Origin of the sequence: Allobacillus saliphilus (genome assembly GCF_018138385.1) — a bacterium.
Lineage (GTDB): Bacteria > Bacillota > Bacilli > Bacillales > Alkalibacillaceae > Allobacillus > Allobacillus saliphilus.
Genome location: NZ_JAGSIE010000016.1, coordinates 45,476 through 60,757 on the forward strand (window position 1 = coordinate 45,476; position 15,282 = coordinate 60,757).

Consider the following 15,282-nt stretch of genomic DNA (forward strand, 5'->3'; position numbering starts at 1 on the left):
ACGGGAAAATTTCATAGTAATGTACGACGAGTTTCGCTATACTAAAACTATACAAGACAATTTAATGCATAAGGACGGAAATGTTCAGTGACATACATAAAAGAAATTTCTCCAATAAAAAAACTTAATATATTTCATGTTTTCCAACCCATCATAAATTTGTCGAACGATGAAATTATCGGGTTCGAAGCACTGATCCGTTCTGAAGAAATACCGAATCCAGAGGTGCTTTTTCAGAAAGCTAAAAACGAAGGGTTGCTATATGAATTAGATATGTTTTCCATTCGTATGGCATGTGAAACATTTAAGAAGGATTGCTTACAAGAGGAGTGTAATACATCCACTCTTTTTATTAACATTTTTCCATCGACGCTATGTCATCAGAATTTTTATGAAGAGTTTATTGAAATCATTGAGAAAGTTTCATTGGATTTTCAAAACATCGTAATTGAAATTAACGAAAAAGAAAATACAAATATGTACAAACTTAATAAGAATATTCAACAGCTAAAACAGGTCGGGTTTCGCATAGCTTTAGACGATTTAGGTAAGGGGAATAGTTTTATTAACAGTATGGAAATTGATACCCATATTGCAAAAATCGACCGTTTTTATGCAATGAACTTGAATGAGAGTTCGAAAAAGAAATTATTTATTCAGTCAATCATGAAATCTTTCCCGACGGATATTTTTATCGTATTGGAAGGGATTGAGACTGAAGCGGATTGTCAAGTAGCGAAAAAGTTAGGTATTCATTATGGTCAAGGCTACCATTTTGGTCGACCTGGACCTATAAAGAATTTTATATAAACGGTTTAGTTGGGTCACCTTCTGTTGATTGAAAGACATACAAATGAAAAAATGGTCTCATCAATTAATATATAGATATGTTATCATTAAGGTAAACAGAAGACATTTAGGGAGGCCAATCGATGTACTTTTATCTTTTCCTCATAATGGTTATTTCTATTATTGCACTCATATTTACCTTCATGATTGGTAATAAAGGAAAGAAAGATTATAATTTATACAAAAGTTTTTCTAGTTTGTCCGTCATGTATGTTATTTTGATTCCTTTAATTATCGTTTTTGGATTTATTGGTTGGTATTTATTTTTATAAGAGATTATATCATTTACATAGGAATTGACAGTGGTCCCTATAACATTGATGAACTAAATGTTATAGGGATATTTTTCATTTACTACTAACTTTGGAGCCCAATTATACAGTTAATCAACTTTTTTAACACAAATCTTAATGACATCTTTTCCATGATATCGATAAAATAATCGCTCACCTGCTTGATCGCTAGTAAAACCTGATTCTTCGTTTAATATTTCACAAAAAAAAGTTTTTTTGGTTATTGTATATGTCTGATTCGGTTTAATTTCTTCGCTCTCGATTAAACAATGGAAGGGAAGCTCGTTTTCGATGGTACGAACTTCATTGTTTTCCGATACATATTGAAAGGTTAATTTTATATTTCCTAAAATAATAAGCACTCCATCGCAAACTTTCTTAATTCGAGCTGTAATTTCTTTGTTTACGGTGACACTGCCTACACGAGCAGGAGGTATAAGCTGCGTTCGATGGTCAATTAATTGAACACAACATAATTTATTCTTAGCGGGTGGTCCCGGTGGTCCAGGTGGCCCAGGCGGCCCTGGAGGCCCTGGAGGCCCGGGCGAACCTGGCTCACCCTTTTCACCAGGTGGTCCTTGTGTGCCTCTCGGGCCTCGAGGACCTTGCTCGCCTTTACTACCCCTTTTTCCACGTTTACCTCTCTTGCCTGGAGGACCAGGACAGTTACACTCATGTGAGCAATTACATGCTTTATCATTATTTATGTCCCATTTGTTCTGTTTGTCTTTATGCTTTTTTGAAGAATTAAAATCCACACCTTCACCTCCTTGCTCATCAATAACATTGTATGAAAGGAAGCATAAATTTGATTATGTTCAGCGATTAGTCGAAACCCAAACAAATTAAATTCAAAAACCATACGATAGTAAGACAGAATAGTCAGGGAGGGGGAGGATTGTGTGAGTAGAGATGAATGGGAACATACAGAAAGTAAATTTGACTGCGTTTGTGATACTTTATTATTAATCCAAAAAACACAGCAAAAAGCTAAGAGTATGTCCTATTGTGGGTATAACCATCGATATGTTCCTGTTGTTCTTCAGACACCGTACGGCAATCCGTTTGTTACTTTCGGCTCTGTTGGAAAAAAAGACTGTTTTTTGACCGTCTTCTTTAAGGTTATTCGAGTTGATTGTGAAAACAACTGTGCACAATTGGAACTGCTACGTCCCAATAGATCAATTGTTGATGAAGAAACAGGCGAAGTAGAGTGGGAAAAGATATGTCAGGTTGAATATGTAACAAAAACAAGTGAGTGTATTACTGTAAAGCTCGGTTGTTATAATGCAGTGAAATGTTTACCATACACATTCGGAAAATAACAATTATACAATAAAGTAGTACCTGCTAGAATGCTAGCAGGTACTTTTTTGGTTTTATATTTTAACCACAGAAAGGAAAGCCATCTTCTGCATAGGCACCTTCGTTAAATGCTGATAAAATATCGATTGTACCAACTGGTGGCGGGTCTGGATTATTTGGGTCGGTATTAGCGAAATAATCATCAGCTGTTTCCATAGCCGTTGCGACCTCTTCAGGAGGTTGTAAACTTGGGTCCTCAACATTCAATTGACAACGACGTAGATTTAATTTAGCTGCTAATAATTGGCGTCGGAGTTGGTTATATTGAGGTGGTGGTGTCGTTTGAATAATCGTTCTTGCTTCATCTGGTGTGGTTACGATTATTGTGAAATCTCCTCCAGGGGTACCAATATTCTGAGGTAAATACATTTGATATTCAGAATCTGGAATTGAGTCATTTCTGTCCCCCCACCAGCCGATGGTGTTAGTACAACACTCACCTGGTTCAGGCGGTTCTTCAGTTCTACGCACGCACACTTTGATAATATCTTTTTCGATTAGTTTAAAAGCGACCTCCTCCTCGAACTCATCGCCAATTAATGGACGCGTGCCAAAGTTTATTAATTCTTCGAATACTGTACCCAAAATTGTACATCCAACAACTTCAAAAATTTCTTCATCTCCTTCGTTTGCATCATCACGGTCAATCATGCATTGAAAACGCACTTCGTCTTCCTTGACCGTATCTTCTTCTACAATTCCAGCTGAATTCAACGCTTGATAGGTGACTGTTTTCAATAACCGTCCACCGACAATGACTTTTTCCGGAACGACTCCTTCAATCCATGCTTCACAAGTTCTTTCAATCTCAATACCTCTTCTAACTATCGCTGGTTCTACAAGTTGCATCTTATGATCAAGCATGATTTGACAACATGTCTGAGGATTTGAGAGTAAATGATGATTCATTATTTTTTCCTCCTTCATATTATGACTCTTTATATAACTATGATAAATATATGAAGAGGAAAGTGGCTATGCCCTGTATGTAAAGAAAAAGGCGGTTGAGCTAAATAGTCGGGTTGAATATAAAGACAAAACAGTACATTTTTCATACAAAAAACTCTCGAATCTGAGTAAAATCAGAATTCGAGAGTTTTTGATTATAAATTCTACAATGTTAACTAATTAACGAGAGTAGTACTCAACGATTAACGCTTCGTTGATTTCAGAAGGCATTTCTTCACGCTCAGGGTAGCGGTTGAAAGTAGCTTCTTTTTTGTCAGCATCGACAGTTAAATACTCTGGTACAAAGTTATTCACTTCGATTGCTTCAACAATAATGTCAAGGTTTTGGGATTTTTCTTTCAATCCAATAACTTGACCAGGTTTCACACGGTAGGAAGGAATGTCAAGACGGCTTCCATCTACAGTGATGTGACCGTGGTTTACAAGCTGACGCGCTTGACGGCGTGTACGTGCAAAGCCAGCACGGTAAACAAGGTTATCCAAGCGAGATTCTAGCAAGATCAAGAAGTTCTCACCGTGAACACCTTTCATGTTACCTGCAATAACGAAAGTGTTGCGGAATTGACGTTCAGTAATTCCGAACATATAACGTAATTTTTGCTTTTCTTGAAGCTGTAAACCATACTCGGAAAGCTTTTTACGCTGTGTAGGACCATGTTGGCCTGGTGCGTAAGGACGTCTTTCCAATTCCTTTCCAGTTCCGGTTAAAGAAATACCGTAACGTCTGGATTTTTTCCAGAGAGAGCCTGTGAATCGTGACACGAGCTTCTCCTCCTTTTATGTTATATTTGCATAAAATAGTAACAGTGTGTCCCTCAGTCACCATGCGTATTTTGCTTTCATGTATCTTCGCTCCAGCAGCAGAGAGTTACGGGATACACCTCACATTGGAGGTACAAAATACAACATAGCTGGTACACATAGGCTGCTCTTTATTTTACACAAAGACCATTATAAGCGTAATACCTATTACCGTCAAGGATATTTACTAGAAAGTTTAATCTATAAAAGGGATGAGTGTATTGACGAATTCTTCGAGATATTTTTGATCTGTTTCATCAAAACGATTTTTAATTGGACTGTCAATATCTAATACGCCGTATACCTCGTCCTTTATAATAATCGGAACAACAATTTCGGACTGGCTTCTAGCATCACACGCAATGTGTCCAGGGAACTGATTCACATCAGCTACTAACTGTGTTTTTCTAGTCTGGGAGGCTGTCCCACAAACACCTTTACCATCTGCAATCCGAACACAGGCAGGAAGTCCTTGAAATGGCCCGAGAATTAACTCATCACCTTTCATGATGTAAAACCCGACCCAGTTAACTTTATCTAAAAATTGATTCAGTAACGCACTTGCATTCGATAAATTGGCAATGACATCTTTTTCACCTTCCAATAAACTCGCAAGTTGCTTAATCAATAGTTGATAATTTTCTTCTTTCGTTCCATTATAGGAAATCGTTTCAAACATATGTAATTCTCCTTTTTGTCGTAATCTCCCGAAATAAATGGGAAGGTTTTTCAATCATTCTATCGAATGGTATAATAATATGAGGTGATTTCATGTCAGAAAAAAGTTCTAGAGATAAAATAATGGAATCTGCTGCGGAATTATTCTACTATAATGGCTTTAAAGGGACATCGATTCGAGCGATCACAGCGAGAGCGAATGTTAATGTTTCTTTGATCAGTTATTATTTTAAAAATAAACAAGGATTACTTGAAACGATGACTGTCGACTATTATGAACGCTACCTAGAGTTAGTCGAAAATTTACTTGAAGATCGCCAAGATGATCAGCCAGCAGAACGTATTCTTAATGTAATTGAAGAAATTATACAATATAAGTATGAGAACTTTCAATTTACTTGTTTTATTCAACGTGAGTTGTCATTAGATAATATTTTTATCAGGGAAATGTTTTCCACATATGTCGCGAAAGAGCGTTATTTAATGAATGAGATGGTGAATACAGTGGCGAACGTATTGGAATTGAAAGGGGCTTCAAAGGACGCCTTACATATTCAATTGAAAAGTTTACTGAATGCGCCGTTCATGTATGCAAATGATTGGCAAAAGGGGTATGCCTGGGACCAAAGTAGTCAATCTTTTATTCGCGCATACATCGACACATTCAAAAAGTGGCTGCCGTTATCCGAACATTCGACATAAAAACCGAGAAACGGATAGATTTTTATATAAAATGCTTAAAATTTTAGCCAATTATTGTTTAAACATGCTATCATATAGAAATAAAGATAGGATTCACGAGTCGTGAGGTTGGAGGGCTTCTGATGGAACTGATTTTAACAATTTTAATCATCATTGTTGCATTTATTTCGGTTGGTGTTTTTATGAGGCGGAAGATATACCAACGTGTAGATGCATTAGAAGAAAAGAAAGTCTATTTGATGAATCGTCGAGTAGCGGAAGAATTGGGTAAAATCAGGCACCTCAATCTATCAGGTGAAACAGAGGAGCTGTTTGAATCCTGGCGAGAAGAATGGGATGAAATCAATCATCAAACATTTGGATCGTTAGAAGACCAATTACTCGCATCAGAGGAAGCTGCTGAGAAATATCGATTCCGAAAAGCTTTTCTCGTATTACAATCCGCTGAAGAAACGTTAAATCAAGTTGAATATACAATTGATGAGATTTTTGCAGAAGTGGAACGCTTGCTTCATTCCGAACAAAACAGTAGAGAAGAAGCAAAAAAGGTAAATCCACGAATTAAAGAAGTTCGTAAAAAAGTGTTGGAAAACGGTTATCAACTCGGTAAAGCAGAAGTCGTTTTTGAAGTTGAGTTAGATGAAGTTGAAGCTGAGCTGGCTCGTTTTGAAGAGCTGAGTGACGAAGGTAATTATACTGAAGCTCAATCATTGGTCCATGACTTGCAGGCTCGTCTAATTGAGATTGAACGAAAATCAAATGATTTCCCAGAGTTGTACAGAGCATGTAAACAGTCCCTTCCTGAAGAGTTGGATCATTTGCAAAATGGCTTACGTGAAATGAGAGATGAAGGCTTCCGAATTCAACACTTAGGTGTCGATAAAGAAGTTAATTTATTGCATGAAACATTGCTGGCTTTAATTGAGCAATTGAACCAAGGAAATGACGATGGAGTCAGTGAAAAAATAGCCGAAGTAGAATCTAGAATTAAAGAAATCTATGATGATTTAGAAAAAGAAGCAATGGATAAGAAATACGTGGTAGAACATGTTCCGAAAATGGATGAACAATTACAGCAAGCAAAAGAAACATTTGAGAAAACGAAAGAAAATGTTGCCGCAGTGCAAGAAAATTATCATCTAAATAGCGAAAAACAAGAAAAACAAAAAGAGCTTGAACAATTAATCAATGAGTTGGATCGGGCAGCCATTGAAATTAAACAAACGCTTGAAGACGAAAATAAACCATTCTCGACGGTCCGTACATCAATCGAACAATGGTTCACGCAGTATGAAGAATGGCAAGAACCACAAGAAGCTTTTGATCATTACCTCCATAATTTGAGAAAAGATGAGCTTGAGGCCAGAGATCAAATTGCAGAACTGAAACATCAAATTCTTGTTGTTAAACAAAAATTGCACAAACACAATTTGCCTGGTGTGCCAAATTATTTGGTCGAACTCGTTAACCAAGCGAGAGAGCTGATTGAACAAGGGCATGAGAACATCGAAGAACAGCCGCTTGATATGGACAAAGCTGCTGAATTATTGAATGAAGCAGAAAAATGTGTCAAAAAAGCTGTTGAGCAAACGGATTTACTTATTGAACAAGCAACACTTGCCGAACGAGTGATTCAATATGCGAATCGGTACCGTAGCCAATATCCAATATTAGCTGCAAACATTGCAGAAGCAGAAGCAGACTTCCTCGATTATGAATATGAACGAGCATTGGAAAAAGCCGCACAGTCCTTAGAAGAAATTGAACCTGGTGCATTGAAACGAATTGAAGAATTCGTTGGAGCAGAAGAGACTTCGGTTTCTTAAATAGGAGTGTGAACAATGGGGAATCGTTTAGTAATCAGTAGTGCCGTTGCCTGTTTAATGACATGGTCAGTTGTATTGCTCGTTTTCTTGAATATGAACGGTGAGGTCATTCATAGTTCACTTTTTAATGAAACAGCTGAAACGAATATGATGAAAAAAGAATATGTAACTCTGATTGAAAGTGAATCAGTTGTTACTGCTCAAGTTCAAGACGAATCAACAACGAATAAAACAATTGATCAATACAAAGAAAAACAACAATTCACTGATGGTGTACCAATCGATGAGTTGTTGCATTGGTTAGAGATTGAACAAGAAGCCGTTCCTTCCTCATGAGGAACGCTTCTTTTTTTGATATTCGGTAAGATTTTTTAACTTATTGTAGATTTCTCTCTACACAGTCTTGTTAATCGGTGAGATTTTGTTAATATACTAAGGTGGAAAAAACGTCGTGTTTTTAAAGGAGTACGGAAAATGATTTATTTAGATAATAGTGCAACGACAAAACCGGATGATTCTGTCGTCCAATCCTACACAAAAGTGGCGACCGATTTTTTTGCTAATCCTTCGTCTATTCACATCGCTGGCGGAGAAGTCGAAAAATTGGTGAGTGAATCACGTAAACAAATCGCTTCGTTACTAGGGATTCATGAGAAGGAAGTCTATTTCACTTCTGGTGGTACAGAAAGCAATAATATGGCTATTCAAGGAATTGCTTATGCGCATAAAAAACGAGGGAACCATATTATTACGTCTACCATCGAACATCCATCCGTTTTAGAAACATGTCGGCAGCTAGAACGAGAAGGGTTCCAAGTCACCTATCTTCCTGTTAATAAGACAGGTAAGATCTCAATTGATGACTTAAGACGATCGATCCGAGAAGATACAATATTAGTCACACTCATGCATGTGAATAATGAAATTGGAAGCATCCAGCCAATCGAGCAGGTTGCGGAATTGCTAAAAGAATGGCCAACTGCACATTTTCATGTGGATCATGTACAAGGTTTTGGAAAGGTTTCGCTTCCATACTCGCACGAAGGCATTAATTTAATAACGATTTCTGGACATAAAATCCATGGAATAAAAGGTACAGGCCTTTTATTGAAGCGGAGAGGAGTAACATTACAGCCATTGTTTCATGGTGGCGGTCAACAAAACACCCTTCGTCCAGGGACTGAAAACCCAGCTGGGGCCGTATCACTGGCAAAAGCGATGCGCTTAGCGTTGGAACAGAATAGGAATTATCAAACCATTGCTACATTGAATCAGACATTACGGGATCGTCTGAAGGATATGCCTAATGTGCGTGTTAACTCGCCAAATGATGCTATCGCAAACATTTTGAACTTTTCTGTGTTAAAGTTCAAACCGGAAGTATTGATTCATGCCTTAGGTGAAGAAGGAATCATGGTTTCAACGAAGTCCGCTTGTTCCTCAAAACAAAATGAACCAAGTCATGTACTTCTAGCATGTGGTTATGATACAAAAGAGACTGCTGCTGCCATTCGTGTTAGTATGCATATGAACCAATCGGAAGCAGATATTGAGACGTTTCTTGCTGTTTTACAAGAAAAAATAAAAAATATTGAAGAATTAATGGGGTAATTTTATGGAATATAATCATCTTTTAATACGATACGGAGAATTAGTGCTTAAAGGAAAAAATAAAAAGCACTTTATTCAGAAGTTAGAAAATAATATGCGTAAAGCACTAGTCGACTTTCCAAACACAAAAATACAAGCAAAAAGAGATCATATGTATATTTTGTTAAACGGTGAATCTGCTGAAGGTGTCAGTGATGTATGTAAGCAAGTTTTCGGAATCCATTCTTTCAGTTTAGCGCTGAAAGTCGACAATGAAAAAGAAGCGATTAAAGAATCGGCTTTAGCTGCACTTGAAAAAGAAACGGGACATACGTTTAAAGTAACAACAAAGCGACCAAATAAAAGCTTTCCAATTTCATCACAAGAGATGAATCAAATTCTCGGTGGCCATCTACTCAGTCATACTGAAGGATGGGTGGTGAATGTTCACAAACCAGATGTTGAAATACGAGTCGAAATAAGAAAAGACGCAACGTACATTACTTCGTCAAAAACACCTGGTAAGGGTGGTATGCCTGTCGGTACAGCTGGTAAAAGTTTGTTGCTTATGTCTGGCGGAATCGATAGTCCTGTTGCTGGTTATTTAGCGATGAAACGAGGCGTCGAGCTAGAAGCAATCCATTTTCATTCGCCACCATTCACAAGTGAACGTGCGCGTCAAAAAGTTGAAGATTTAGCCGAAAAATTAACACGTTTTGGTGGGAAAATTACGCTTCATATCATTCCATTTACAGAAGTTCAGCAAAAAATCCATAAAGAAATGCCTGAAAATTACGGAATGACAATTATGCGTCGGATGATGCTTCGAATTAGTGAAATGGTCGCGGAACAGCGTGATATTTTATCAATGATTACCGGTGAAAGTCTTGGTCAAGTTGCAAGCCAGACAATGGAAAGTATGCATACAATCAATGAAGTAACAAATTATCCAGTTCTGAGACCGCTAATCTCAATGGATAAATTAGATATTATCGATATTTCAAAAGAAATCGATACGTACGAAATTTCAATACGTCCGTATGAAGATTGCTGTACGATTTTTGTGCCAAAACAGCCGAAAACGAAACCACGCCGTGAAAAAGTAAATGCATTTGAATCGAATGTGGATTTCACCGAAGAGTTACAACGTGCTATTGAGGGTATGGAAACAGTAGAGTTTGAAGGCTCACGATCCTCTAAAGCTGACATTTATAATGACTTGTTTTAAATGGTAATTATCTTACGAATAACCGATAGCTAATCCATACCTTTATTTCCATGATTTACACAGTATTGATTTCCTTCTTTGAACCACAATAGGTAACGAGGAGGTGATAGGAATGGCAAACCAAAACTCAAACCAATTAGTTGTACCTGGAGTTCAAGCAGCTCTAGACCAAATGAAAGTTGAAATCGCGCAAGAGTTTGGTGTTCAGCTAGGTCCAGATTCAACATCTCGTTCAAACGGTTCTGTTGGAGGCGAAATCACAAAACGTCTTGTACAACAGGCTCAACAACAAATGTATGGAAAATAATAAGTAAAAAAAGTTTGACTAAAAGCTGTTCCCGGTTTCATTTATTGAAGCTGTGGAACAGCTTTTTACTGTTATGAGCCAGATTTAGTGAGTTAGAAACTGATATGACTATGTTTGCTGGCATAGTTTTCCTCTTATTGGATTACCCTAAGTAGTTGAGGAGGTCAGCAGATGGGTATTTGGATTGGATTCGGGATTTTGACATTAGTGATCTTTTTAATTGTTTTATGGGTATTACATAGACATATTGAGATATCTCTACGACTCGTTTACTCGAAGGATGAAAAGGTAGCGAATATAAACGTCACATGGTTATTCATATCTTATGAAAAAACGATTATTCTTCCACAAAATGAGCAATTGCTTGACCAATTGGTAATGAGGTTAAATGAAAAGCATAAAAAACAAACGCTGAATAACTATCGAAAAGCATATCAACAATTAATGGAAATAGCCGCTTCATTAGAGATGAATGAGTTTAAATGGAGAACGGTATACGGTCTACGGAATGCTAATGAAACAGCTACCCTTTATGGGATCGGTTATGCTGTTAAGCATGCATTTTTCCATCATATGAATCGAATTGTAAAATCCTCGGCTAAGCCAGAAATCATCATTGAACCTAATTTTCAACAACCAGAATTCGAAACGAACTTCTCTTGCATATTCTTTGCTCCACTCGGTCACATTATAGGTAACTTAAGAAAATTGAAATCGATTGTTAATGAGGTGGACAAATATGAGTGAGGAACATCCGATTCAAGATTTGATGACAACGGCGCTGGATAGTATTAAAGATATGGTCGATGTAGACACGATTATAGGAGAACCGATAGAAACGCCTGATAAGACAACGATTATTTTGCCTGTTTCAAAAGTTGGCTTCGGCTTTGCTTCTGGTGGAAGTGAGTTCGACAACTCATCAGGTTCGAATGATTCAGATTCATCGTCTCAATCTTTACCATTCGGAGGTGGAGCAGGTGGTGGCGTATCCATTACACCAATTGCATTTCTGATCGTCAGACCTGATGATATTCAAATGGTTCATATGAATGACCAAACCCACTTAATGGAGAAACTTCTTGAATTAGCACCGATGGCCGCTGATTATATAAAAGGCTTTATTCAAAATCAAAGTGGCCACAACAGTAACCAATCGAATGCTCAACAAGGACCACCACCTTCCGCGCCTGAACAATCTTAATATCCGAAAATCAAGGACGACGATGCGTACGATAAGTACTATTGTTGTCCTTGATTTTTTCATAAAAGATAAAGTGTTAAAAAAGATGCAGTTCTCTGTTGCGCATGCCTAAACTGCTTATGATTAGGAATAGACCTTGTTTCTCTGCTAAAATAAACAGAGATTGTTTGAAGCGGAGGAATGTACATGGCAGAACAAATGGAACGAGTAGAGCGTCTATTCGATTGGATCGATCATACGACGAAAATTATTGAGAGTGAAGAGTCTGTGCCTTATTTAGAAGCACTGATTGCTTCCAGTGGACTTTTATTCGACCCTCAATTACCTGAAAACATGAAGTCTACATATGAAGAAAGTTTAGTCAATCAATTGGATCGAATCAATCTAAAAGATTTTTCCATGGAAGAACGACGTAAAGCGATGCAGATTGCAATCTTGAAAGGAATGAAAGGTGCAACGCAACAACACCACTATGTAACACCAGATACCATTGGAATACTGATGGGCTATCTAATTGAAAAGTTTATGGATGGTCAATCCGAATTCCGTATGTTTGACCCAGCAGTTGGAACAGCAAACTTTTTATTAGCTGTATTGAATCAACTAAAAAATAAGAAAGTAGAAGCCTTCGGAAGTGAAGTCGACCCAACGTTGATGCGTTTAGCATATAATCATACAAACTTACAGGAAAGAGAAATAGAATATTTTCACCAGGACAGCTTAAAACCAATTTTATTAGAACCGGTTGATGTTGTCTTGTCCGACTTACCTGTTGGTTATTACCCGGATGACGAGAATGCACAAGGCTTTCAACTAAAAGCTGAAGAAGGACATTCTTTCGCGCATCACTTATTTATTGAACAAAGTTTAACCTATACGAAACCTGGCGGATATTTATTTTTTCTAATTCCGAACTTCTTATTTGAAATGGATAAAGACAAAAAGCTAAATCAATTTCTCGCCGAAGAAGCGTATATTAATGGCGTACTGGAATTACCGTCCTCTTTATTTAAAGAAGAGAAACAAGGAAAAAGTATTTTGATTTTGCAAAAGAAAGGGAATGAAGCGAAGAAACCGAGAAAAGTCATGTTGGCTCAGCTTCCATCTTTTAAAGATGCACAAGGCATGAACCGAACGATTGATCAAATCAATGAATGGTTTGCTAATGATCGATAAGATTATGGGAGGGATTAAATGGGAGAAGAACGCGTCTTGCGTGAAATTGATCGTTGGGTAAATGAGATGTCCAGTTATGAACTCAATGATTTTGAGAAGTTATACGACGATTGGATGATGCAATACTTTTCAAAGCTTCCAGATTCAATAAAGAGGAATTTCTTCGAATCCATCGATCAATGGTTTTTATTTACGTATACCTTTTTGCAGAATACGAATAGTCAAACAGAGGCAACACAACGAATTTTGCAAATTGCTCGTACCTATGACGAGCACATTGAACGAATTGAGGATTTGCAGGAGCTGTCGATTGAAAAGCTGACATATCTAGCTGATCAGCAAGTTGCGAAAAATCGGGTATACAGTTTTGCACAAGGTGGAATTACTGGTGCAGGTGGTTTTCTATTACTAGCTGCTGATTTGCCGTTAATTGTTGCGTTGAACTTGCGGAGCATTCAACTGATTGGGTCGTCATTTGGTTATAATTTGAACAACCCGATTGAAATGTTGATCGCATTGAAAGTGTTTCATGCCGGTTCCTTACCGAAGCGTTTGCAAGGTGCCGCGTGGGAAGACTTGCAAGAGCAAGTTAAAGAATTAGAGTCAGTTATGAAAAACAAAGAATTACTGACGGATGAAACATGGTTGAACCAACCGATTCGCCAGCTCTTTAAAACATTATTCATTGTTGGTTTCCGTAAGAAACTATTCCAAGGAATCCCTCTTGTCAGCGTAGGAATAGGTGCCGCTTATAATTATAAGTTGGCAAAGCAATTGACTGACTTTGCGAAACGATTTTATCAATATCGGTTCATCCAAGATCGTCAATCGTAGTGACAATATAACTAAAAAATGGCCTAATGAGAAAATGAATCTCACTTAGGCCATTTTTCCTTATTCTTCACTGTCTACACTTGAACGAACGACAAGCACGTCCGTCGTTGCGAAACGTGTAATATGTTCAGAAACACTGCCAATGAAGAAACGTTCAACGGTGTTTAATCCGGTTGCTCCACAAATGATTAGATCAACATTATTTTTAGGCGCAATTTCTTTAGGTATTTTCACTTTTGGTGAACCACTTTCAAGAATGGTTTCAACATGTTGGCATTCTGCTTTTTCTGCACGTTCTTTATAATTATTGACTAATTGTAATCCGTCATTTTGAATTCGTTGCGAAATCCCTTGATCATAAGCTTCAATAGAAGAGTAAGCTCGCGTATCAATCACGTGGGTAATAAATAACTTGGCATCATTCCGTTTGGCAATCTCAACCGCTTTTTTAAACGCTAGCTCAGACGTTTTTGAACCGTCAACCGCGACAAGGATCTTGTGATACTTCATTGCCATATGAACACCTCCAACGAATTTTGATTCTATTTTCATTATATCATTATTTGAATCAAATGAAAAGCAATGCGTATAGGACGATCATTGCTTTTATATGTATTGTTCGTGTTAAAATGAAAGATATGTAATTGTAGTGATATGAGGTGACTAAAAGTGCGACATGTGTTAATTACAGCAGGTTCGAAAGGTCTAGGGAAAATGATGACCGATTATTTTTTGAAAAAAGGTTATAGCGTTACGGCAACGTACCGTTCAGACAAGGCACGGGCAAACCAATTAGTCGAGATGTATAAAGATAAACAAGACCGACTTCAAGTGTTGCAATTAGATGTTACTGATAAGAAACAAATTGATAAGGTGGTTGACCAAGCAGTAAATCGTTTCGGCCGTATTGATTGCTTTGTGAGTAATGCTGGACCATACATTTTTGAACGAAAAAAATTAGTGGACTATGAAGAAGAAGAATGGAATCAAATGGTCAATGGGAATTTAGATGTATCATTTTATTTCTTGAAAAAAATTATTCCAATAATGCGTAGTCAACAATTTGGGCGAGTTGTATTTTTAGGTTTCCAAGGTGTGAACAATACACCAGGCTGGATCTATCGCTCAGCGTTTGCCGCGGCAAAAGTGGGAACAGCTTCATTGATGAAAACAGTAGCATTAGAAGAAGCAGAATTTGGCATTACCGCCAATATGGTCGCTCCAGGCAATATTACTGGTGAGATGAAGGAAAGTCCGATTGAGGAGAGTCGCCAAGTCGCTGAAACCGAAACGCCAATCGGTCGACCTGGAACGGGAGAAGATATTGCACGAACGGTCGGCTTCTTATGTGAGGATGATTCCGATATGATTACAGGCTCTGTCATAGAAGTAACCGGAGGGTTAGATGTTATTCATCGTCATTTGACAAAATAGTTTCACATTTTAGAAAGCTAATGATA

The 15,282-nt window shown here is 37.5% G+C and carries 18 protein-coding genes; 13 read left to right on the forward strand and 5 right to left on the reverse strand.

Annotated elements, in window-relative coordinates:
- The first annotated feature begins 87 nt into the window (after positions 1–87).
- Complete coding sequence (locus tag KC820_RS06365) at positions 88–810, forward strand: EAL domain-containing protein (protein ID WP_289039360.1); 723 nt, start codon at positions 88–90, stop codon at positions 808–810.
- Between the two features lie 421 nt (positions 811–1,231).
- Here KC820_RS06365 and KC820_RS13520 read toward each other — a convergent pair whose 3' ends face one another.
- Positions 1,232–1,900, reverse strand: coding sequence for an SPOCS domain-containing protein (locus KC820_RS13520; RefSeq protein ID WP_212369407.1), 669 nt, complete (start codon positions 1,898–1,900; stop codon positions 1,232–1,234).
- A gap of 144 nt (positions 1,901–2,044) precedes the next feature.
- Here KC820_RS13520 and KC820_RS06375 point away from each other — a divergent pair, with 144 nt between their 5' ends.
- Positions 2,045–2,467: a CotY/CotZ family spore coat protein gene (locus KC820_RS06375; protein ID WP_212369410.1), complete on the forward strand. Its 423-nt coding sequence runs from the start codon at positions 2,045–2,047 to the stop codon at positions 2,465–2,467.
- 61 nt (positions 2,468–2,528) lie between these two features.
- Here the strand turns inward: KC820_RS06375 and KC820_RS06380 are convergent, their stop codons facing one another.
- The 3 genes from KC820_RS06380 to KC820_RS06390 form a co-directional block, all read right to left on the reverse strand.
- Complete coding sequence (locus KC820_RS06380; RefSeq protein WP_212369413.1) at positions 2,529–3,416, reverse strand: hypothetical protein; 888 nt, start codon at positions 3,414–3,416, stop codon at positions 2,529–2,531.
- A gap of 219 nt (positions 3,417–3,635) precedes the next feature.
- Positions 3,636–4,238, reverse strand: coding sequence for a 30S ribosomal protein S4 (gene rpsD, locus KC820_RS06385; RefSeq protein ID WP_144088103.1), 603 nt, complete (start codon positions 4,236–4,238; stop codon positions 3,636–3,638).
- A gap of 235 nt (positions 4,239–4,473) precedes the next feature.
- Entirely contained in the window at positions 4,474–4,956 is a 483-nt protein-coding gene (locus KC820_RS06390) for a GAF domain-containing protein (protein ID WP_212369416.1), read from the reverse strand.
- A 92-nt stretch (positions 4,957–5,048) separates the two neighbouring features.
- Between KC820_RS06390 and refZ the strand changes: the two genes are divergently transcribed.
- The 10 genes from refZ (at position 5,049) to KC820_RS06440 (ending at position 13,822) form a co-directional block, all read left to right on the forward strand.
- Positions 5,049–5,657: a forespore capture DNA-binding protein RefZ gene (refZ, locus tag KC820_RS06395; protein ID WP_212369419.1), complete on the forward strand. Its 609-nt coding sequence runs from the start codon at positions 5,049–5,051 to the stop codon at positions 5,655–5,657.
- 122 nt (positions 5,658–5,779) lie between these two features.
- Positions 5,780–7,483: a septation ring formation regulator EzrA gene (locus KC820_RS06400; RefSeq protein WP_212369421.1), complete on the forward strand. Its 1,704-nt coding sequence runs from the start codon at positions 5,780–5,782 to the stop codon at positions 7,481–7,483.
- Positions 7,484–7,498: 15 nt separating this feature from the next.
- On the forward strand, positions 7,499–7,819 hold the full coding sequence (locus tag KC820_RS06405; RefSeq protein WP_212369423.1) for a hypothetical protein: 321 nt from the start codon (positions 7,499–7,501) through the stop codon (positions 7,817–7,819).
- A 138-nt stretch (positions 7,820–7,957) separates the two neighbouring features.
- Positions 7,958–9,094, forward strand: a complete 1,137-nt coding sequence (locus KC820_RS06410; RefSeq protein ID WP_212369425.1) for a cysteine desulfurase family protein — start codon at positions 7,958–7,960, stop codon at positions 9,092–9,094.
- A gap of 4 nt (positions 9,095–9,098) precedes the next feature.
- Positions 9,099–10,301: a tRNA uracil 4-sulfurtransferase ThiI gene (gene thiI / locus KC820_RS06415; protein ID WP_212369427.1), complete on the forward strand. Its 1,203-nt coding sequence runs from the start codon at positions 9,099–9,101 to the stop codon at positions 10,299–10,301.
- A gap of 112 nt (positions 10,302–10,413) precedes the next feature.
- Positions 10,414–10,608, forward strand: a complete 195-nt coding sequence (locus KC820_RS06420; protein WP_144088096.1) for an alpha/beta-type small acid-soluble spore protein — start codon at positions 10,414–10,416, stop codon at positions 10,606–10,608.
- Between the two features lie 171 nt (positions 10,609–10,779).
- Positions 10,780–11,355: a DUF2953 domain-containing protein gene (locus KC820_RS06425; protein ID WP_212369429.1), complete on the forward strand. Its 576-nt coding sequence runs from the start codon at positions 10,780–10,782 to the stop codon at positions 11,353–11,355.
- Entirely contained in the window at positions 11,348–11,812 is a 465-nt protein-coding gene (ytfJ, locus tag KC820_RS06430) for a GerW family sporulation protein (RefSeq protein ID WP_212369432.1), read from the forward strand. Before KC820_RS06425 ends, ytfJ begins: the two co-directional genes overlap by 8 nt.
- Positions 11,813–11,998: 186 nt before the next feature.
- Complete coding sequence (locus tag KC820_RS06435) at positions 11,999–12,988, forward strand: class I SAM-dependent methyltransferase (protein ID WP_212369436.1); 990 nt, start codon at positions 11,999–12,001, stop codon at positions 12,986–12,988.
- An 18-nt stretch (positions 12,989–13,006) separates the two neighbouring features.
- Positions 13,007–13,822, forward strand: coding sequence for an EcsC family protein (locus KC820_RS06440; protein ID WP_212369440.1), 816 nt, complete (start codon positions 13,007–13,009; stop codon positions 13,820–13,822).
- Between the two features lie 60 nt (positions 13,823–13,882).
- On the opposite strand, the gene KC820_RS06445 is transcribed toward KC820_RS06440, so the two are convergent.
- Complete coding sequence (locus KC820_RS06445; protein ID WP_212369443.1) at positions 13,883–14,338, reverse strand: universal stress protein; 456 nt, start codon at positions 14,336–14,338, stop codon at positions 13,883–13,885.
- A gap of 153 nt (positions 14,339–14,491) precedes the next feature.
- Between KC820_RS06445 and KC820_RS06450 the strand changes: the two genes are divergently transcribed.
- Complete coding sequence (locus KC820_RS06450) at positions 14,492–15,256, forward strand: SDR family oxidoreductase (RefSeq protein ID WP_336511026.1); 765 nt, start codon at positions 14,492–14,494, stop codon at positions 15,254–15,256.
- The last annotated feature ends 26 nt before the right edge of the window (positions 15,257–15,282 follow it).